The 21499-nt window shown below is 50.5% G+C and carries 17 protein-coding genes; 7 read left to right on the top strand and 10 right to left on the bottom strand.

From position 1 onward, the window contains the following. Positions 1-21 precede the first annotated feature (21 nt). The 3 genes from J7619_RS01155 to J7619_RS01145 all read right to left on the bottom strand — a co-directional run bounded on the left by J7619_RS01155 (position 22) and on the right by J7619_RS01145 (position 5431). Positions 22-3357, bottom strand: coding sequence for a TonB-dependent receptor (locus J7619_RS01155; protein ID WP_291193066.1), 3336 nt, complete (start codon positions 3355-3357; stop codon positions 22-24). Positions 3358-3572: 215 nt separating this feature from the next. Beyond that, positions 3573-4757, bottom strand: coding sequence for a FecR family protein (locus tag J7619_RS01150; protein ID WP_291193064.1), 1185 nt, complete (start codon positions 4755-4757; stop codon positions 3573-3575). Positions 4758-4846: 89 nt separating this feature from the next. Continuing rightward, complete coding sequence (locus tag J7619_RS01145) at positions 4847-5431, bottom strand: RNA polymerase sigma factor (RefSeq protein WP_291193062.1); 585 nt, start codon at positions 5429-5431, stop codon at positions 4847-4849. A gap of 239 nt (positions 5432-5670) precedes the next feature. Between J7619_RS01145 and J7619_RS01140 the strand changes: the two genes are divergently transcribed. Next, a complete protein-coding gene (locus J7619_RS01140; RefSeq protein WP_291193060.1) occupies positions 5671-6711 on the top strand; it encodes a bifunctional transcriptional activator/DNA repair enzyme AdaA in 1041 nt (346 codons plus the stop codon). Between the two features lie 81 nt (positions 6712-6792). Here the strand turns inward: J7619_RS01140 and J7619_RS01135 are convergent, their stop codons facing one another. From J7619_RS01135 to J7619_RS32180, 3 genes are all read right to left on the bottom strand, one after another. Continuing rightward, positions 6793-9084: a xanthine dehydrogenase family protein molybdopterin-binding subunit gene (locus tag J7619_RS01135; RefSeq protein WP_291193058.1), complete on the bottom strand. Its 2292-nt coding sequence runs from the start codon at positions 9082-9084 to the stop codon at positions 6793-6795. Between the two features lie 22 nt (positions 9085-9106). After that, positions 9107-9565, bottom strand: coding sequence for a (2Fe-2S)-binding protein (locus tag J7619_RS01130; protein WP_291193056.1), 459 nt, complete (start codon positions 9563-9565; stop codon positions 9107-9109). 186 nt (positions 9566-9751) lie between these two features. Further along, complete coding sequence (locus J7619_RS32180; protein WP_409012696.1) at positions 9752-9976, bottom strand: Kazal-type serine protease inhibitor family protein; 225 nt, start codon at positions 9974-9976, stop codon at positions 9752-9754. Between the two features lie 255 nt (positions 9977-10231). Here J7619_RS32180 and J7619_RS01125 point away from each other — a divergent pair, with 255 nt between their 5' ends. From J7619_RS01125 to J7619_RS01115, 3 genes are all read left to right on the top strand, one after another. Then, positions 10232-11053 (top strand): helix-turn-helix domain-containing protein, encoded by an 822-nt coding sequence (locus tag J7619_RS01125; protein ID WP_291193054.1) that lies wholly within the window; start codon positions 10232-10234, stop codon positions 11051-11053. Between the two features lie 257 nt (positions 11054-11310). Next, the gene (locus J7619_RS01120) at positions 11311-12030 is read left to right on the top strand and encodes an AraC family transcriptional regulator (protein ID WP_291193052.1); all 720 of its coding nucleotides are present in this window, start codon (positions 11311-11313) and stop codon (positions 12028-12030) included. 235 nt (positions 12031-12265) lie between these two features. Next, entirely contained in the window at positions 12266-12934 is a 669-nt protein-coding gene (locus J7619_RS01115; protein WP_291193050.1) for a DUF6766 family protein, read from the top strand. Positions 12935-13023: 89 nt separating this feature from the next. On the opposite strand, the gene J7619_RS01110 is transcribed toward J7619_RS01115, so the two are convergent. Next, positions 13024-13458, bottom strand: a complete 435-nt coding sequence (locus J7619_RS01110; RefSeq protein ID WP_291193048.1) for a DUF2147 domain-containing protein — start codon at positions 13456-13458, stop codon at positions 13024-13026. A 310-nt stretch (positions 13459-13768) separates the two neighbouring features. Between J7619_RS01110 and J7619_RS01105 the strand changes: the two genes are divergently transcribed. Next, complete coding sequence (locus J7619_RS01105; RefSeq protein WP_291193046.1) at positions 13769-15847, top strand: heavy metal translocating P-type ATPase; 2079 nt, start codon at positions 13769-13771, stop codon at positions 15845-15847. 109 nt (positions 15848-15956) lie between these two features. After that, entirely contained in the window at positions 15957-16163 is a 207-nt protein-coding gene (locus tag J7619_RS01100) for a heavy-metal-associated domain-containing protein (RefSeq protein ID WP_291193045.1), read from the top strand. Between the two features lie 49 nt (positions 16164-16212). On the opposite strand, the gene J7619_RS01095 is transcribed toward J7619_RS01100, so the two are convergent. Then, positions 16213-16905, bottom strand: coding sequence for an NrtR DNA-binding winged helix domain-containing protein (locus tag J7619_RS01095; RefSeq protein WP_291193043.1), 693 nt, complete (start codon positions 16903-16905; stop codon positions 16213-16215). A gap of 77 nt (positions 16906-16982) precedes the next feature. On the opposite strand from J7619_RS01095, the gene J7619_RS01090 reads away from it, so the two are divergent. Further along, a complete protein-coding gene (locus J7619_RS01090) occupies positions 16983-18605 on the top strand; it encodes a carboxylesterase/lipase family protein (protein ID WP_291193041.1) in 1623 nt (540 codons plus the stop codon). A 131-nt stretch (positions 18606-18736) separates the two neighbouring features. On the opposite strand, the gene J7619_RS01085 is transcribed toward J7619_RS01090, so the two are convergent. After that, positions 18737-20245, bottom strand: a complete 1509-nt coding sequence (locus tag J7619_RS01085) for a T9SS type A sorting domain-containing protein (protein ID WP_291193040.1) — start codon at positions 20243-20245, stop codon at positions 18737-18739. A 588-nt stretch (positions 20246-20833) separates the two neighbouring features. Beyond that, positions 20834-21499, bottom strand: coding sequence for a hypothetical protein (locus J7619_RS01080; protein WP_291193038.1), 666 nt, complete (start codon positions 21497-21499; stop codon positions 20834-20836).

The following is a 21499-nucleotide window of genomic DNA, read 5'->3' as shown; positions in this document are numbered from 1 at the left end:
GTTTGCTATGATTGCGTATCACTAAAAACCCAGGTTCAGTCCCATGTAGACCGAGCGGGGAATAGGGTAGGCCGTGGCCGTTGTTTCGGGGTCGAAGCCGGGGTAATTGGTGAATGTCAGCAGGTTCTGGCCGGCGATGTAGAGCCTGAGTTTACCCAGTCCCACCTTTTTCAACGACTTTCCGGAAAAGTCGTAACCGAGCTGGACGTTCTGGAGGCGCAGGTAATCCTGGCTTCTCACCCAGAAATCCGACGAGCGGGAGTTGTTGTTAGGGTCGCCGCCGATGATCCTGGGAACATAGTTGCTCGTGCCGGGCCCCGTCCAGCGATCGGCCCACATGATGTTGGTCGACTCGGCTGCACGTGCCGCCGCAAACCCGCTGGCGAAAATATTCTGGTACCGTCCGAAATCGCCTACGAGCGAAAGGGTGAAATCAAAGTTCTTAAACCGGGCACCCGCATTGAAACCGACCGTTTGTTTGGGCAGGAAATTGCCGATATAGGTCCGGTCGCGGTCGTCGATGATGTTGTCGTGGTTAAGATCCTTGAACTTGATGTCGCCCGGCGCTGCATTCGGCTGGAAGGGCGAATTTTTGATCTCGTCGGTAGTCTGAAAAATACCTTCCTGGACATAGCCATAGAATGAATTGATACCATGCCCCTCGGAGGTCCGGGTTTCGACGCCGCCCTGGCCCCCGCCTGCCTGGATAATGTCAAGGCCTTTGTTCAGCTTGGTAACTTCGTTTTTATTGACGGTCAGGTTAATGCCCACATTGTAGGTCAGCTCCTGGTTGAACGCATTGCCGCGATATTCCACAGTATACTCCATACCGCTGTTCCGGGCGCTGCCGACGTTTTGAAAGGGAAAAGTAGCCATGCCGGAAATGGTAGGCAGCGGTACGCGAACGAGTACGTCGGTCGTGCGGCGGTCGTAATAATCGATGATGAATGAAAGCCGGTCCTGAAACAGGTTAAATTCGAGTCCCGCGCCGGTGGTCGTGGTTTTTTCCCAGGAAATATTCGGGTTGGCGAGTGCCGTAGGCGCAGCACCGGCCAACACATTCTGGGACGATCCGAAATCATAGCTTAACCCGTAATCGATCACGGATTGATAGGGATAAGTTCCCCCCACATCCTGGTTCCCCAGCGCGCCATAACCTGCACGAAGTTTGAGATAACTCACCGGGCCTAGCTTGCCGGCCGCAAATCCCTCGTTGGAAAGCACCCAGCCCGCGGACACCGAAGGAAATATACCCGTGCGGTTCTGTTTGGCGAAACGCGACGACTGGTCGATGCGGATGCTGGACGAGAGCAGGTATTTTTCCTTGAATGCGTAATTGAGCCTTCCCAGATAGGATTGCAGTGCCCATTCGGTGTAATTGCCCCGTGCGAGGTCGTTGGCGGTAGCGGCGTCGAGCACTTGCAGATTCTCGTCGTTTCTGCTGAATGTATTACGAAATGCCCGTACGAACTCGAACCGCTCGTCCTGGAAAGTGTACCCGGCCATGAGGTCGAGGTGGTGATGCGTATTGAACGACTTGCTGTAAGTAAGAATGTTGTCGATAATGTAGTTTTTTGTGCTTCTCAGCTCCCTGTTCAGCGTGGCAATGCCGTTGGAGTTACCCAGGCCGAAGTTGTAGGACGGAACAAATGATTTGATATCCAGATTAATGTACTCCGCACTCAGGCTACTCTTGAATTTCAAGCCCGGCAAGATTTCGTATTCAGCGAAAAGGTTACCCAGCAATCCAAGGCGGTTTTCGCGGTAGGTACGCTCATACGCGGCCACGAGCGGGGCGGTCATGGTTGTAGGTTGGCCGGCGCGGTCGGCGATGCCGTAGCTGCCGTCGGCATTGTAGGGTTTCACATTCGGCGCGTAAATCAACGCGGCGTTGACCGCCCCCTGTGGATCGCCTTGCTTCAATGCACCGTAGCTGAAACCCACGCTGCTGCTGATTTTGAGTCCTTTTAACGGTTTAATATCGTTGTTGACCCGGAAATTGGCCCGGTCGTATTTGGAGTTGATCACAATCCCGTCGCCTTTGTAATAGCTCGCAGTGATGGCGTGCAGGTTTTTTTCGGTGCCACCGCTGAGCGAGAGGGAGTAGCTTTGTTTCCCGCCGGTGCGGAAGATCTCGTCCTGCCAGTTGGTGCCCTTTCCGAGCGAGGCCGGGTCAGCGTAGGGAGCTTCTTTGCCCTGGTTTACATAAAAATCATTGACCATGCCGCCATAGGTAGCCGCGTCCACAGTCCCGATTTTTTGTATCACCCTGTCGAAGCTGTAATAGGACTGAAAACTGATCGCTTCTTTGCCGGTAGAGCCCCTTTTGGTAGTAACGAGCACCACCCCGTTGGCACCACGGGAGCCATAAATGGCAGCCGATGAAGCATCTTTCAATACGGTGATCGATTCAATGCTGTTGGGATCGAGGTCGGTAAGCCCGCCGTTGGTGATAATACCGTCGACCACCACCAGCGGGGAGGCTGATGCGCCAAAAGTACCCATCCCGCGTATCCGCACCTCCGCGCCGGCACCCGGATTTCCGCTCGTCTGTCGTACGGTAAGCCCGGCCATTTTGCCTTGCAGGGCCTGGCTGAGCGTGGGTACTGCCTGGTTTTCGGTTTGCCTGGCGGTAACGGTGCCCACAGCGCCGGTCAGGTCGGTTTTCCGGATCGTTCCGTAGCCGATCACGACTATCTCGTTAAGCGCTTTAATGTCCCCGATCAGTTTAATATTGATCTCGCTTTTGTCGCCTACGGGCATTTCCTGGCTGATGTAACCCACAAAACTGAACGTCAGAATGGCCGTCGGGTTGTCGATTTCGAGGTTGTACCGCCCCTGCACGTCGGTCGTGGTGCCGCTTTGCGTGCCCTTCACGAGCACGCTCACACCGGGGAGCGGCTCGCCCTTGTCGTCGGTGACGAGCCCCTTGATCGTTTGCCGCACCTCGGTTTTCTTTTCAGGGATAGGGGGAGCGGCTTCTTTGTCTTTGGGTTCGCGGCGGAGTACAATGCTCTTGTTGAATATTTTATAGGAAAGCGGAAGATCTTTGAGCAACAGGTTCAGTGTTTGCGCAATCGACGCATTCCTGATCTGCAGCGTCACTTTCTGACCTTTCGGCATTTCGAGCTTGTCGTACAGAAAAAGATAGTCCGTCTGCTTTTCGATAGCGGACAGCGCTGCTTCCAGCGGCACGTTTTTCTCGTCGAGGGTGATCTTCTGGCTGTACCCGTCGGCGGATACTTGCGCGAGTGTTGCCAGAAGGAGAAACGTGATCAGTTTCATTGTCAGGATCAGTTTGGGAGGTATGGATACACGAGGGTAACCCCGGCCCCGGAGTAAATCGATTAATTGCATATATTTGTAAGGTTTGGGTGAATGGTTAATAGCGTTTCCTGGTGGGAGCCTGTTGCATCATCCGGACTTGTCGCAGGGGAAATGTTCGCACCATTTTCCCTGTTTTTGTTTACCGAACTACGCTGCCATGCGCGTTGGAGGTGGTTTTGCTTTGTTTTGCATAAAAGGTGTTGGGTTAGGTAGATTGATTTGTTAACGCAATACTATATACGCTTCTACATTGAAATCACGACTTTCCGGTTTTCAATCGTGCTGTTCACGCCCGCGTACCGGAGCATATTGAGTAGCTCTGAGATATTTACATGGCGGGAAACCTTTCCGGTGAACTGGCGTTTCGGGATTTTTCCGCGGTATTCCACTTCGATGTCGTACCAGCGCGAGGCGTCGCGCATGATTTCCCGGATACCCGAATCACGGAAGTAGAAAAGCCCTTGCTTCCAGGCTGTTTCCCGTTCCGTGTCCACGGTGGCCGTTACGATCGCCCCGTCGGATTGAATGGCGCCCTGCTGGCCGGGAACGAGCATACGTGACTGGCCGGTATGACTAAGTCTGACCGACCCTTCCAACAATGTGGTTTTCGACGCCTTTTCGTCGGGATAGGCCATGATATTGAAGCTTGTCCCGAGCACTTCCACCTCCGAATCGCCGAATTTGACGCGGAACGGTCGCTTTTTGTCTTTGGTAACTTCAAAATACACTTCCCCGGTGATCTCCACCCTTCGTTCGTTGGCGGCAAAAGCGGCCGGGAAGCGGACGGACGAGGAGGCATTCAGCCAAACCTTGCTGCCGTCGCTGAGCGTGAGCTGATATTGGCCTCCTTTGGGAGTCGTTAACAAATTGCGTTGCAAAAGGTTGTTACCTGGTTGATTACCAGTCGAAATGGCAATTTTTCCCTCATCTGTTTTGGTGATTTCCGCATCGCCTGTTCTGGCCAGCAGCCCGTTTTTGGCGCTGTCGAGATGAATGCCGGCACCGTCGGCGAGCACGAGGAATGCGCGGTTACCGCCCGGTGGAATGTCGGTCAATACCTGGTTCGTGGCTACGGGCCGTTGGGTAACTGTGGGTTGCTGTTTAAACCGGTAAAATGCAAACGTAGCTGCGATGACAATGACCGCCGCTGCCGCATAGCGTACCCATCTGATCCGGAACGGCTCTTCCGCAGGTTGTGCCAGGGTGTTGTCGGTCAGGATGGCATTCAGCATTTGCTGACTTTCCTGTTCCCCGAAATGCTTCTCGTCTGCATCCGTATGCTCCCATGCGTGCCTGAGCGCATGCGCAAGCTCGTCATCGTGTTGCGAGGACCGGACAAGGTCCATCAGTTCCTCCGTTTCCGCGGGCGTTGCTATGCCTGCGTAGTAGCGCCTGAACAGTGCGGAAAGCCTTTCTGGGGATATTGCCATGGCCAAATTGTTAGAATGCTAAAAAATCCCGGTTTTGTATGAAAGACCGAAAGCCCAGGTAAAAAGGGGGTAGTGTATTCCGGAAATTTTTAAATAAAAATGGAGATGAAGATCAATATGTTGGTAATCAATCTTTTGCGAATATAATTGCCGATGGATTCCGACGAAAGTTGCAGATATTTTTTGACCGTCTCGCGGGAGAGGCTGAGGCGGCTTGCGATTTCGGCGTATTTGAGGCGCTCATGACGGCTGAGCAGGTACACCTGGCGTTGCTGTGGCGGCAGGTGGTCGATCGCCTCGTCGATCAGCGTATAGCGCTGGGTTTCGTCTGCGTCGTCGGTATGCTCCATGTCGAAGGTACTTTCCAGCGGTGCCACACGGCTTTGTTCCCGCGCGATCTTTTTCAGGCTGGTAATAGCCTGATTTTTCGATGCCGCAAAGAGGTATGCTTTGAAGTTGGAAACGCCGGTGAGCGATTCGCGGTTGAGCCAGATTTTGAGAAACAAGTCCTGGGTAATCTCCTGGGCCATTTCGTGGGAACGCGTCACACGGTAAATGTATGTACCCAGCTTGTGATGGTACCGGTTGAAAATAATCCTGAAAGCCCTTTCATCGCCCGAAGCAATGCGTTGCAGCAGCTCGGCGTCCTCATGCAGGAAAGAGTGATCGGACATTGTCGGAAACTTAAAGTCGGAAATGGGTCGCGTGGCCCCGGTCTGGGCGTTGCCACTTTTGCAAAAATATTAATAATTCGTTGAATAGGAAATATCTTGCAAAAAAAGTAATTATTCCAATGGTGGGGTGGGCGGAACCAATATTTCAGTTTAGAGACCCAAAAAATACTTGTTAATTTTCCGGTTGCCGGCCTGCTGCGACCGCTCTAATTTTGGCTATCAATTCAACAAACTGATCTATGAATCTTTCCAATGAAAGGATGTATCAGGCTATTATAGAGAAGGATAGCCAATTTGAGGGTGTTTTCTTCACGGCTGTGAAAACCACGGGTATTTTTTGCCGCCCGACCTGTACCGCCAGAAAGCCCAGAATGGAAAATGTCGAATTTGTCTTTTCTGCCAAAGAGGCATTTCAGAAAGGGTACCGGCCATGTAAGGTTTGCAGGCCATTAGAGCACGCTCATCAGACACCGGAAACAATCCGTTCACTGCTCGACGAATTAGCTGACGATCCTGCTTTAAAATTCAGGGATGCGGACCTGCTTGCCCGGGGGCTTGAACCGAGTTCGGTACGGCGTTGGTTTCTTAAAAACCATCGTATGACGTTTCACGCATACCAGAGAATGTACCGTATCAATTCTGCTTTTAAACACATTCAGCAGGGGCAGTCGGTCACGACAGCGGCTTTTGATTCAGGTTTTGACTCGCTAAGCGGCTTCGGGGGATCGTTCAAGAGCATTTTCGGGTTTTCGCCGGTTAAAGGGAAATCGCAGCAAATAATAGACCTGACAAGGCTGGAAACGCCCCTGGGAACCATGTTTGCCTGCGCGACCAGGGAAGGTTTGTGCCTGCTGGAGTTTACCGACCGGAAAATGTTGGAAACCGAGTTTAAATTGCTTTCAAAAGCCTTGAATGCGAACATTATTCAGGGGCGAAATGTGCATTTTGAAATACTGGAAAAGGAACTTGCGGAGTACTTCGCGGGGGCAAGGAAGGAGTTTACGGTCCCTCTTCATGCAGTAGGGTCAGACTTTCAAAATATCGTCTGGCAAGCATTGCGGGCTGTTCCCTATGGTGAAACCCGAAGCTATCAGCAACAAGCGGTGATGATCGGAAACCCCGGCTCCATACGCGCGGTAGCCAATGCCAACGGCATGAACAAAATATCGATTCTGGTACCCTGTCACAGGGTGATAGGCACCGACGGCAGCCTGACCGGCTACGGAGGCGGAATATGGCGCAAGCAGTGGCTGCTCGATATGGAGAGGGCCAACAAGTAATTTCCATTTAAAAAACGGAACTCACGAGTGATTATGAGTCCCGTTTGCATCTGGCTGATAAAGCATTTCGGCAGGATGACCTCAGCCAACCAGGTCGACGGGAAGGTTGTAAATCCGTTTGCCGGTCGCCTTGTAAATGGCGTTGCACAACGCCGGGGTGAATGGCGGTACCGGAGGCTCACCTACGCCCGTCGGCTTCGCATCACTATCGATAATATGCACGTGAATCTCCTTCGGTGATTCGGGCATGCGGATGATCTGGTAGGTATCAAAATTGTTTTGTTCTACCCGGCCTTCTTTAAATGTGATCGCGCTTTTCAATGCAAGACTCGCCGCGAATTGCGCGCCGCCTTCGAACTGCGATTTAATCCGGTCGATGTTGACCGCGGTGCCGCAGTCGACCGCGTAATGTACGCTCGGGATCGTTACCTTGCCACCCGCGCCCACTTTGACTTCTACAATGCAAGCCACATAAGTCAGAAAACTCTTGTGGGCGGCGAAGCCGAGGCCCGAGCCTTTGGGCAATTTACGACCCCAGCCTGCTTCTTTGGCCACCCGCTCGATGACGGCTTTCATTCGCCGGGTTTCCCACGGATATGCGGCAATATCCTCGCCGTAGTTAGGGTAGGTGCCTTTGACTATTTCCTGGTTGAAGGTGATGTTCCTGTCCGCACCCAGCAATTCGAGCGCCTGGGCGACCGGGTCCATACCCCGCGCTTCGGCTACCTCGTCGAGCATGGTGGCGCTGGCGAAAACCTGCGGAATGTTGCGGACGGAGCGCAGCCATCCCACGCGCAGGTGTGAAGGTGCGTCATGCGTTTCGATGCGGATGGCGGGTATATCGTAGGGTAAGTCCACAGCCCCGAGCATCATTTCGCCGTCGTCGGGTTGTACTACCTTGGTGTCGGAAGTGGCCGAGATAGACGGGTAGGCAATATGCTGGTTCCAGCCCGACAGTTTATTATCCTTATCGATGGTAGCGACAATCCGCTGGACGCTCAATGCATGGAAATAGTCATGATGGATATCGTCTTCCCGGGTCCATTGTACTTTTACCGGATTGCCTGTTTCTTTGGCCAGCATAGCGGCTTCCACGATGAAATCCGGCTTGGATTTGCGTCCGAATCCCCCGCCGAGCAGCGTCACATTGATTTTTACCTTATCCACAGGAATTCCCAGCACTTCCGCTACTACGTCGCGTGCGCCCTGCGGGTTCTGCGTGCACGCCCATATTTCGCAGGAGCCGTCTTTGAAAACGGCCAGCGCACAGGGGGGCTCCATCGTTGCGTGGGCTAAATGCGGAGCAATGTAGGTGCGCTCTATCACCTTTTTGGCACTCATTTTTTGGGAATCGAAATCGCCCCGGCTGCGCCTCGGCGTGCCCTTGGGCTGGGAGACTTCCTTGACGAGCTGCTTGATCTCCTCCGCCGAATCATAGGATGCATTCGGGCCAAGGTCCCAGACTACGTCCAGCAGATCACGTCCTTTGATGGCAGCCCAGGTATTTTCCGCGATCACGGCCACGCCTGCCAATGGTTTGTTTAGGGTAGCGGGAAGGCCGGCCCCTTTGATTTGCACCACTTTCAGCACGCCGGGTATGCTCCGGGCTTTTTCGTCGGTAAACGATTTGACCGATCCGCCCGCGGCCGGGCAGCGTTTGATTACGGCTACTTTCATGCCTTCCACTGCGGCGTCAATGCCGAATACCGCCTGGCCGTTCACGATCGCCGGCAAGTCTACGATCGGCGTTTCTTTTCCGATTATTTGGAATTTGTCGCGGCTTTTCAGCTGGACGTCTTTGACAGCAGGAACCGGCAATTGGCTGGCTTCCGCTACCAGGTCTCCGAAATTGAGCTTCTTATCCGAGTTTTTATGTACAACCTGGCTATTCTCCGTATCACATTCCGTTTCGGGGACCTGCCATTTTTTGGCCGCAGCCTGCAACAGCATGGTTTTGGCAATGGCGCCGACTTCCCGCATCGGCTTGTAGAACATACGGATCGAAAAGGAGCCGTCCGTGTTCTGGTTACCGTATTTCTTTTCGTCGCCCTCGGCTTGTACGATCTGAACCTTGCTCCAATCGGCGCCCAGCTCGTCGGCTAGCACTAATGGAAGGGATGTGCGGATGCCCTGTCCCATTTCGGAACGATGGGCAATGATGGAAATTTCGTTCGAGCTTGAAATCTTCAAATATACATTAGGGGCAAAAGCAGCTACTTTTTTACCTTTTTCATCACAGCTGAAAAGGTTGATCCCTAAAACAAATCCGCCGGCAAGCATGCCACCCGTTTTTAAAAAGTCCCTTCTGGAAGCCTTGAAGACCTCTGACGAAACGGCGTCCTGTTTCTTTTGAGTGAAAGTTTGATACTTCATGGATTGGCTTTTTACAGTTGGTTTAAGAAGCTGAGGAAACGCTCATAATGGCCGCCTTGATGCGATTGTAGGTGCCGCACCGGCACAAATTACCTTCCATGGCCTGTTCAATTTCCTGCTCGGAAGGGTGCGGGTTTGCTTTGAGCAGCGCGGCCGCATTCATAATCTGGCCTGTCTGGCAGTAACCGCATTGCGGGACCAAATGCTTTTGCCAGGCAAGCTGCAAGGGATGGTCGCCGTTTGCCGACAAACCTTCAATGGTGGTGATTTTATTTTCCCCGACGGAGGAAACCGGTACGCTGCAGGAACGGACCGCCGTTCCATTCAGATGCACGGTGCAGGCGCCGCACTGCGCCATACCGCAGCCAAATTTGGTTCCCTTCAAACCTATGATATCACGCAGTACCCACAGCAGGGGCATGTCCTCGAGGGCGTTGACCGTATGCTGTTTTCCGTTGACTGAAATCGAATATTCTGCCATAATCTGGTTGTTTATTGTGTGTCGAATGCGGGATCGGATTGTCCGTAAAAGTATCAAAGCCGCTATGGACGGCGTTAATACTATTCAAACCAAAAATTAGGAAATTCAAACCAGATTCCAAGTCAGTTCCTCGGCTTCCTGCCGATACTTGGGAGGGTCAAGGCGTGTTGGGGAGGGAGTTGTCTTTCAGTTCTTTTTAGAACACTCGCCCTGAGAGAAAGTAGTAATTCCGTGCGCGCGCGCTTCGCAGTCGTTCGGATAGGTTTTTCCATTGCAACCACAAACGGGAGCTAAAACATAATAGCAACCTGAAGAATCCCTTGCCCGTTCAACGCATGCGGGATCGGGACTGCTTGATTTTTTACAGGCGATCAGTGATAACACTAAAAGGAAACCCAATACAGTTCTCATATTTTCCAGCTTATAATGCCAGTCAAACAACGTGTTGCGGCGTTACTTAAGACAAGTAGCTGGTACGTTTGGTTGCACGCCGGATAACCGTAATGGTATCATTTTTCTAAATGCCGAATCAGCCGCGTTTCATTGCGTCTTGCTTCGCGGTTTCTGTCCAGCAGATGTAGCTATCCGATGAGAAAGGAATTTCCGGTGCCTGATCCGGCATGGTAATTGCTGCTCAAAGCAGTTCAGTCTAACCATAAACTATATATGTATAAAACAGTTGATTTATCGGAAAGACTCTGGAAGGTTTGCCTGCCTTATATATCCAGCACAAAAAGTGTCATAGTCCACAAGCATTATTGTTATAAGGTGGCGGTGAGCCTGGACCATCAGATTGAATGCAGCGTGGGAGAATCTACCTACACGGCAACGAAAGGATTCGTGGTTAATGGTAATGCGTTGCACAGGTGCATTTCTCCCGATGGACCGGTGCTAAGTATCCTGATTGAGCCGCAAAGCCCGTGGGGAAGTAAGATCAGGGAAATTCTGGGCGACAGGGATTTTATCCGGTTCGAGGAAATATTGGATGTAGACCGACTTGGGCCCGTTCTTCCGCTGAACCACGCGTTTTTAAAGGATGCCGATCTCATTCCCCACATATTCAAGCTGATGTTTTTGGTCACCGGGCTGAAAATTCAGGATTCAAACCTGATCGATCCCCGCGTAAGACGGATCATTGACTATATATCTGCACATCTGACTACGAACATTACGAACCGTGAAATTGAGAATCTTTCCAATCTCTCATTTCACAGGACGCGGCATTTGTTTGCCGCCGAGGTGGGAATTCCTTTATCCAGGTACATTTTGTGGCATCGGCTGCGGTGTACGCTCAAAACCGTCATCGAGTCGGGGGAATCGCTCTCAAAAGTTTGCCGCGATTATCACTTTACCGACCTTTCCCATTTCCATAAGACATTTAAGAATATTTTCGGATTAAACCCATCCACTTTTTTAGCCGAATGCAGGGTTGTTATCCAGGATGATGCGCACGTCGAAGAAGTTGTTGCCAGCCGTGCAGACTTGTAAATTGGGGCTAATATTTGCTGTTTCAGGGGTTTTCTTCTTTCAAAAGGTTGTGACGTAGTTACGTTTGTTTCATTTTAGCGCTCCCTTTGCTTGCCTTGTCGGTTTCTGTTCGGAACCACATCCAACATTTTTAAACTTTTTGAAAGAACGGGAGTAGCGCGTTTATGAAATTATCTGTTTCTGCGGATTCTTTATCCAGAGAATTGCAGGATTGTAGTATCTCTTATATTGTCAAAACAATGGGCCAATCTGTGCAAATGCAAAACAGATATGGGTTCAAAATTGTCGTGACTTTGGGCGATTCCTTTGATTCGGAGATCAATGGGTATCACCATCAAGCTGTTAAAGGTTTTGTTATCGATCGTAACGTCCGGCATAGCTGCAACTCCGGTGAAGCAATGATGTTTATCAGTCTCATTGAGCCTGCCAGCCGATGGGGTCGTAGTCTGGGGATATTGCTATCCGGGCGCGAAGTTTGCTTCATCGAGGAATTGATCGCCGTAGAAGAGATTGAGACGATCCTGACGCACGGACTTGACACGATGGGTGAAACAGTTGTAGCCCAGCGCATTCAGGCATTCTTTATGCGGGTGGCCGAAAAATTCCCGGCGCTGCCGCCGGAGAGAATGGACGATCGGATGGGGCCGGTTATATCATACATTGACCAAAACCTCTCCAAAAACATTGATTTGTCGGAAGTAGCGAACCTGGCATATCTTTCTTCCCATCGTTTCAGGCATTTGTTTACAGAGCAGATAGGCCTTCCTTTTACACAATACGTGATATGGCAGCGTCTTAAGAAATCTATCTATGCGGTAGCTTCGGGTGAAATGACACTTGGAGAGGCAGTGGAGGTTTTTGGTTTCACCGACCAGGCGCATTTTAGCAATGCATTCAAGAAAACGTTTGGGGTATTTCCCAGGGCATTTCTGCAAACCTCCCACATTGTTTTACAGGTTTGTGTAGAAAAAGAATAGCCTCCATTTACAATGCCGCGCTATTTGAAAAGGTATAATTTTGAAAAGGGTAAAGGGACCATTATTGGGGTTAACGCAATTCGGATGATTGCAGCACACGCTGCAATCATCCGAATTGCGTATATGTATTATCGTTATTCATTGTCCGGAATGAGTGTTGGTGTCGGCATGTCGGGTTCACCAGGGAACTGGCACACTTTTCTAGTTGAAAAGGCAGACTTTAACCAACACAGCTATGCCGAAACATAAACCAAACTTTTTTTACAGAAACGGGTTATCGATTGTCTTTCTCTCGTTTTTCATTGCCGCATTGGTGGCGCAAGCTTTTTTTGGCTGGAAGCAACACAATGATGACTTAACCGAGCTGGGGGCAGGGCCGATCGCATTGGGAGCATACCTGACCAGCGGCCACTTTTTTTCGTCGACATTTGAGAATTTCCAAAGTGAGTTCCTGCAAATGGCCATGTATGTGACCCTTACCATTTCGCTTCGTCAGATTGGCTCGGCCGAGTCAAAAGACCTTTTCAAGCCGGAAGAAGTGGATAGGGAACCTGACCCTACGAAAGAAGATGCGCCCGGTCCGGTCAAGCGGGGAGGGTGGCAACTGCGGCTCTACCAGCAATCACTTTCGATCGCTTTTGGGCTGCTTTTCCTGGTAAGCTGGGCCGGCCACCTGTATGGAAGCTACATCGATCACAACGAGCAGCGGATTCTGCATGGGGAACCGGAACAATCGTTGAATGCATTTCTGGCTGAACCCGCTTTCTGGTTTGAAACTTTCCAGAACTGGCAAAGCGAATTTCTTTCCGTCGCTTCCATCGTTATCCTGTCGATTTTTCTTCGGCAAAAAGGATCGCCCGAATCCAAGCCCGTCGATGCCGGCCATATGGAAACGGGGAAATAGGACCATGCTATCTCCCCGTCAGCTCGCACCGGGATGCTCTTTTATGGTGATGAGTGGCCGGCGCGAATTCCGGTAGTCTGTTGTTGGGTTTACTTCGGCCGCGTCCACACGGTGGTTCTGCCGAATAGCGGCGACCCTACATATCCTCTGATTTCAAGCGTACTCCCGTCGAGTGTCATTTTGCTACTGTACGATTTTCCGCTTTTGGGGTCATACACTTTTCCGCCTGTCCACAGCCCGTCCTTAAAAGTGAAATCGGAAAGTATGATCATGTCCTTGAGCGGGCGGTTGCGCAACGACGGGTCGGAGTTTTTGCTATCCCGTTGAGGAGTTTTGCCGTCCGCTTCAAAGGCGTTTTTGATCCAGGTGATCTTGCCGGAGTACTTCCCGGATGATTTGTAGATTTCTACCCTGGCATCCTTTTCTTCGTTAAGCCATTCGCCAAGAATCGCGTCAGGTGCCTGCGCGTTTGCGAGAAAGGGAATAGTCCAGAGCAAGGCTACCCAAAATCCTGTCTTTTTCATTATTACTGTTAGTTTGTTTCATGCAAAAATGACGGATGCAGGCCTAAGTTTTTTTGATCTGGATCAAAAAGTCGCGGGAAAACTGGTTTTAATGCTTGTATGAGTCCCGGAGACCGTGACCGACGAAATTGGTGAAGCAAGTCCTTCTTGGGCATTGAGTCCCCGCCGGGTGATTCAAAAAATTATGTAAGAAAAAACCATAATTAAGTAACATACACCACTTTCTATTTAAGTCTTTTGTGTCTTGAACCTTTGACAACCCCGCCCATTGAGGGAAATACGGGATGGATTAACCCCAAAATTGATCACAATGGAGCAGCACCACGACCACGATCACCAACATCACCAGCATAAACCAATGCACAAGGGGCATTCGGAAATGCCGGCAGAGGCGGAACATGTTCATCCGAAGTCGCATGACGGCGGTGCTGAACATTCCGGCCACGACAAACATGCCGGGCACCATACCGCTGATTTTTTGAAGCGATTCTGGATATGCCTGGTAATCACCGTGCCCGTGCTGCTGCTTTCGCATATGATACAGCAATGGCTGGGGATCAGCTGGACGTTCCCCGGTGATGCATATGTGCTGCTGGTGCTGGGGACGGTGATCTACTTTTATGGAGGATGGCCTTTCCTGGACGGGCTCGTCAGGGAGGTAAGGTCCCGGAACCTGGGTATGATGACGCTCGTCGCGGTCGCAATCACGACGGCTTACGTGTACAGCGTTGCCGTCGCATTAGGCTTGCGGGGAATGGATTTCTTTTGGGAGTTGGCGACCTTGATCGACATTATGCTGTTGGGGCACTGGTTGGAAATGAAATCGCAGATGGCGGCGTCGAGGGCTCTTGAATCGCTGGTGGCGCTGCTCCCGGCGGTCGTGCATGTGGAAAAAGATGGCCAGGTATCCGACATCGCATTGAAAGACCTGAAAAGCGGCGACCTGCTGCTAGTCAAACCCGGCGAAAAGGTAGCTGCCGACGGCGTGGTGACGGACGGCAATTCGTATGTCAACGAAAGTATGCTCACAGGCGAAAGCACTCCGGTGCAAAAGCGGAAGGACGACAAGGTGATAGGCGGCGCGGTCAACGGGGACGGCATATTAAAGGTGTCGGTCACCGGGGCGGGGGACCAGAGCTATCTTCAAAAGGTGATAACGATGGTCAGGAGCGCACAAAGCGCCAAGTCCAATACGCAGAATCTGGCTGATAAAGTGGCAAAATGGCTGACGCTGATTTCCATCACCGTGGGCATTGTTACCTTCATCGTGTGGTACACGGGCGGGCAGGAGCTGGCTTTTGCACTTGAACGTATGGTGACGGTGATGGTTACCTCGTGCCCGCATGCACTGGGCGTGGCCATACCGCTGGTGATAGCCATCTCGACATCCCTTTCGGCTACCCATGGACTGCTCATCCGGAACCGGACGGCATTTGAAAATGCTAGAAAACTGACTACCATTATTTTTGATAAAACCGGCACGCTGACCAAGGGAACCCATGAAGTCCAGCAGATTATTCCGCTGGATAGCCGCTTTTCCCCGGATGAGTTGTTGCAATATGCTGCGGCGGTTCAGCAAAATTCCGAACACCATATTGCCCACGGTATCATGCGCAAGCTTAAACAGGCAGGCCTGGAACTTTGGTCCTCGACTGATTTTAACTACATGCAGGGCGTGGGTGTCAGCGGAAGGGTGAAGGGAGGGGAAGTAGTTGCGGCGGGCCCGAACTATTTCAAGCAGGCGCACAAGTCGATGCCGGAAATCCCCGATCAGGTGGATCAGGCCATTGAAACGGTCAATTTTGTGCTGATCGACGGCGAACCGGCGGGCTTGATCACTTTCGCGGACACGATCCGTGAAAGTGCGGCCGAAGCAGTTGCGGAGCTTAAAAACATGCATATCAAAACCTTCCTGTTGACCGGCGACAACGAGAAAATTGCGGAGGCCGTGAGCAGGAAACTGGATATGGATGGATACCTGGCCAATGTGCTGCCACACGAAAAACAGAACAAGGTCAGAGAATTTCAGCAGCGAGGGGAAATCGTGGCGATGACCGGCGACGGGGTAAACGATGCGCCCGCCCTGGCCCAGGCCGACGTGGGCATTGCCGTCGGCTCCGGGACCGATGTAGCGGCCGAAACTGCCGATATTATTCTGGTGAACAGCGATCCGATGGATGTGGCGCAGATGATTCGGTTTGGTCGCGCCACCTACCGGAAAATGGTACAGAACCTGGCCTGGGCCATCGGCTATAACGTCATCGCGATACCGCTTGCCGCCGGGATTCTTTATCCTTCTTTTATGCTTAGCCCGGCGATGGGCGCGGTACTGATGAGCGCCTCGACGATCGTGGTGGCCATCAATGCCAAATTGCTGCAGGTCAAATGATGAACATGCCTGAAACTATGCAACGTTGGAACTGAATTCTGTAATACCCGTCGAAAGCCTGCACATTACTTTTGAGAGGTCATTTAAACAAACTCAAACACAGGTTTTTATGGAAACTTTAAAATTCAGAACGAATATCAATTGTTCCGGTTGTGTAGCCGGTGTGACCCCCGCGCTCAATGAAACGGTAGGAGAAGGTAACTGGCATGTCGACATCGCTACGCCGGAAAAAATCCTGACCGTCGATACCGATCAGGACGAACTGGAGATTATCGTCGCAGTGACGAAGGCCGGATTTGTGGCGGCCAAAGTGTAAAATGTTTTAGATATCAGGAAAGTGCTATCGCCCGGATACGGACTGCATCTTACTTAAAGCTGTACAAATAAGGAGCCATGTGTGCCTTTCCCGAAAATAGTTTCTCGTGACGTACCAATACTTCGGCGGCCAGCATCTTTCGCTGAAAGGTGGTTCTCCGAAGTTTGGTACCGAGAATCGCCTCGTATACATTCTGAAGTTCATTCATGGTGAATTTTTTGGGAAGCAGATTTCCCCCCACCAGTTTTCTATCAAGATTGTCCCGCAACGTTTGAATGGCCTTTTCTACAATATTCCTGTGATCCAGAATGAGTTTGGGCAGTTCGTTGACCGGGTACCACTCGCAGGAATCTGAAAGCGCATCCGGTTTGGGCGTCACATCTTCATAATTGATCAATGCATAATAGGCCACCGAGATAAACCGGTCGAGCATCCATTGATATCCTTCGTCAGGCCGAATGCCGTTGGCTTCCAGCAGGGTGCGCATCAGCTCCGGCTCGAAACGGCTGACATCACCAAACGTATAAAACTGTTCGAGGTAGATGTCCGTCAGGCCCGTGCGCTCATGCAGCCCACGTAACACGGCGTCGTTCAGATTTTCATCCGCTCGTACAAAACCGCCCGGCAAGGCAAACAGGCCGGTGTTGTGATATTCCATAATCAGGATTTTCAGGTCGCCGTCTGAAAACCCAAAAATCACGGAGTCGTAAGCAATATGCGGTAAAAAGGCCTTTTCTGGCATATGGAAAATTTTCTTCAAAAATAGTTAGCACTTGTGATAATAACCAATTACTATTGTCACAAACTGAGACAATAAGGATGAGAACTTTTTACTTACTGACGGCACTCCTGCTGTGCTGCTTGAAAAACACCGGTCTGTTCGCCCAGGGCAACAATGGTTTTCCGGTGCAAACCAAAGTGGAAACGGGCACTATCGAGGGCCTGTATGACACCAAAACCGGCTTACAACTCTATCTGGGAGTACCGTTCGCCAAGCCTCCGGTGGGGGACCTCCGCTGGAAAGCACCGCAAGCGCTTGCCAACTGGACGGGCGTGAAACAAACGAAGGCGTTTGGCCCGCGTGCCATTCAAGCCCCGGTATTCGGGGATATGGGTTTCCGTTCGAACGGCATCAGCGAAGATTGCTTGTACCTGAATGTGTGGACGCCGGCTAAACGCAACACGGCCGGGCTGCCTGTTTTGGTCTATTTCTATGGGGGCGGATTCGTCGCCGGAGATGGTTCCGAACCTCGGTACGACGGCGCAGCAATGGCCAAAAAGGGAATTGTGGTGGTGACGGTCAATTACCGCCTGGGATTATTCGGCTTCTTTGCCCATCCGGAGTTAAGTAAGGAAGCCGCGTACAAAGGATCCGGTAATTACGGACTGTTGGATCAGGCTTTCGCATTGAAATGGGTGAATAAAAACATTGCAGCCTTCGGCGGTGATCCGAAGAAAGTCACCATTGCAGGCGAGTCGGCTGGTTCCATCTCGGTCAGCGCGCAAATGGTTTCTCCGTTGTCAAAGAACCTGATAGCAGGAGCCATTGGCGAAAGCGGTTCCGGAATTGGCGCATTGTCAGCGGTACCCCTGGCCGAAGCCGAAAAAATCGGTGCGGACTTCGCAAAAAATGCGGGTTATGCCTCGCTGGCGCAACTCAGGGGTGCCAGCACCCGCGAGCTGTATGAAGTGTATACCGAATCCAAACGTTTCGGTTTTCCTCCTGTGGTCGACGGATATTTCTTCCCCAAAACCATGCTGGAAATTTTCAAGGCCAGAGAGCAGGCGCAAGTTCCTTTGTTGTTGGGATGGAACTCCGCCGAGATTCCAGGCTCCGCCTTTACCCAGGGCCCTGTTACGGAAGAGAATCTGGTGAAGAAAGTGAAAGAGGCATATCCGAATGATTGGGAAGAAGTATTGAAAGTGTATCCGCATGGCGACGCAAAGGAAGTGGAATGGGCTGCTACCAATCTGGCCTCCGATCGCTTCATTTCTTACAGCACCTGGAAATGGTTTGATATGCATCGTAAAAACAGCAACCAGCCGGTTTATCGCTATCTGTACAGTAAACTACGTCCGCCGTTGGTCGATAAAAGCTTAACACCCGGCCTGGCTGGCGGCGTACAGCAGGGGAGCCCAAAAATGCCCGAGCCTATCGGCGCTCCGCATGCGTGTGAAATCGAGTATTGCATGGGTAACCTCGATCTGGTGAAAGACTATGCCTGGACGGCTGACGACCACAAGGTGTCGGAAACAATGCTGAACTACTTTGCAAACTTCGTCATCAAGGGAAATCCCAACGGTGATAAACTTCCCGAATGGCAGGCCGCGCAACCAAACGATGCCACACCACCGGTGATGATCCTGAACACGGAATCGAAAGCAGTAAAATATAATGATGCCCGCTATTTGTTTCTGGATAAAAAGAGTGAGAGTAAGTAGGCTTATAATCCGACCGCTTTTTTTGTAAAAGCGACGACTTATTTCGAAAGGAAAATAAAAAGACAGAAAGCCGCCATTTGGTAAAACCAAGTGGCGACTTTCTGCTATAATTCCTATTATAATTTTTAATTTTAATTCAGAATGAGACGTGTTTTGGTGGTTTCTCCGTTTGGTCTTCCCATGTGCAGGTAATATGTTCCTCTCGGTACATCGGAGACGTCGATCTCTAATTTTTTATTTTCCTTAAAGTTTGCGTACTGCTTCAAAGCATTTACAGACTTAACCTGTTTTCCGCTTTTTTCGCTTATTAGTAATATGGTCGATGGGAGCGTTGAAAAATCATCGACGTTGTCAAATTCAATGTTGACCACTTCTCTGGCAGGATTAGGGAAAACAGTGTGGGATGTTGCAATTCTGGCTCCGCAATAATCAACACAAATAGTAATCCCTTTTTGAACCGATCCAAAACAATTGCTTACGTTAACGGTAATGCCATAGCAGTTGTTGACATATGAATTGAAATAGGCTGTTGGTCCACTGTAATTAAAATAGGTATTGGCGGGATCGCTTACGGCCCAGGCTCCCCATACACTTCCGGGTTCGCCAGTCCATACGTTTAGATCAACGCCGCTACCATTACACATAAAATCAGGCGAGCCACCACCATTTGTAGTTACTTGTATTGCGGCCGGAATAGGAGCGCTTCGCTTTACATTTAGTGCGAAGCTGTAAGCGGAGTAGGCTGCACAAACCGAGGAATAAGACCTTACTTTCACGGTTCCATCCGAAGTACCAGTGATGTAGGCAGAATTGGTACCGCCTGGTGAGCTGGCTGAAATTCCCCCCGTTGTAATCCATTCGTAGCTTGTCGCGGAGGACGCTGTTGCCGTAATGGTAACAGGATTGCACAATAGTATGTCTGCTGAGTTAATGGTGGGTTGGGTAGGCAATGGGCGGGTAATGTTAACCTGGATTGCCACTTTCGTGGTCCCGTCAATCCGTTTAGCTTCCACTTTGATGATTCCCGGCCCACCGGCAGACGGCGTAACTGAAACACTTGGTGTAGTGGTTGTTGTACTGGCGGGAGACCAACCGCTTGGGAAAGTCCATGTATAATTAACTGTTTGGCTAGGGTCTGTTGCGACAGCTGGTACGGATACCGTAACAGGACTCGTTCCGCAAGCATGGTTGCGATAATTATTATTATTGTAGTTTGTCCCGGCAATATTCATGGTACTTATGGATCCTATGTGCTTGACCTGGACTTGAAGAGCCGGTGCCGTTAATGTATATACGGTCGAGCCATTGTTGATTGTATAAGTTAACGTCGCCTGCACCATATGTTGGTTTGCCCCGTTTGGTGTATTGGCCCATTGCACATTTTTTGCTTTCCATCTGGTCATCAAGGGCGATGTTGACCGGTTTTCCCACACGATTGTACTTGACGTATTGTGCCCGGTGAACGTCCAGTTGACCGTTAGATTGGTAGCATTAGCAGGCATATCGTATTCGGTTAATACATATTCTTGGTTTGTTAAGGGCTCAACCATACTAAAATTTCCGGTAATGAGCACGTTGGGTGCAGCAAAGGAATTTGTCCATAAGGAGATACAGGTTAAAAGGAGTAGCAATCTTTTCATGATACATTGTTTGTTTAGAAGTTATAACTGAGATAAACTGATGAAATGGTGAGTGCGGCAGGAGGTCTATTTGATCGTAAAGTGTATGCAATAAAACGCCTTGACAGTTTTTTATGCGCTGACTTACGTGAATCGCATAAAAATCCCGTCCGATATGCTTTCGGTTAATGAATTATATATAGAATAAATTGTCTTTTGTAAAGCTAAGTAACTCGTGGCTAATTATCAAAATGTTATACAAAATATTTTTATATTCCAATTGTTACCAATTGTATACTTAAATAGTGTAATTGAAATTAGCTTGGATAGCTTTTAGCTGATTGGGTTTTTAATTCTTTGTTGGTAAACCCTATTTGTGAAATGTTATGAAGTAATTTCGTTTTGTGCATACAACTTCAAATTTAGAATCAATTGCTTCGGTGCTTCGGGACCTTTGGGATAGGCATACACCGACCATATGGCCGCGGAAACAGCCAGGCAGAAAAGTTTCATGATAAATTGTTATTGAATGTGGAATGCAGGATCAGGAGAGTATCACCTGATCCTGCCGATTGTACTGCGTGACTTGGGAGTTATTTTGGTAAAGACTCAGTTTTTCAAATAACTGATCAGCGCCTCTTCCTGCCGCACATTCATGGTTTTGCTGACGTGAACGGCCATCCGGAAGTAAGCAATGCCCCAGAGGGTATTAGCCAGAAACTGGATAATTACGCCCGGTACGGGGATCAGCGCAAACCCCAGCAATGCCAGCCAACCGGTCCATTTCGGTAATATTCCACTCTTTTGGACGGCGATGGCCATGCAAAACAAACCCGCCATGGTACATGCCAGCGAAATCCCGAAAAGTGCGGCCAGTGATCCTTCCATGGTGGCATAGGAGATCGCATTCGGTGCCCCGGCCAGGAACAAGTGTCCTGCGGCAGGAAACAGGAAATAAGCGACGGCAAACACGCCGATCCCCAGCATCTGATGTGTGAGGGTAAGGAGCAGCCCTGCAAAGGCCCATTTTTCGGCCCTCGTTTTTTGCAGGTACAGATACAGCCCTACGGTCCCGATCATTTCCAGAAACACCCCCAGAAATCCCCGCCCTGCCCACCACAAGTAGGCATTGGATGTGGTCAGTTCAGCAAATGCTCCGGGTTCGGCACTGGCCTTGAAAATAACATTCTCCTGCTCTATCAGGAGGTCGCCAAAGGCAAAAACAAGCCCTGCTATCCCCAGGCAATGCAGGGATACTACGATTCTTTTTTTCAT

This window comes from Dyadobacter sp. (assembly GCF_017744695.1).
Lineage (GTDB): Bacteria > Bacteroidota > Bacteroidia > Cytophagales > Spirosomataceae > Dyadobacter.
This window is presented reverse-complemented; position numbering and strand designations above follow the sequence as displayed.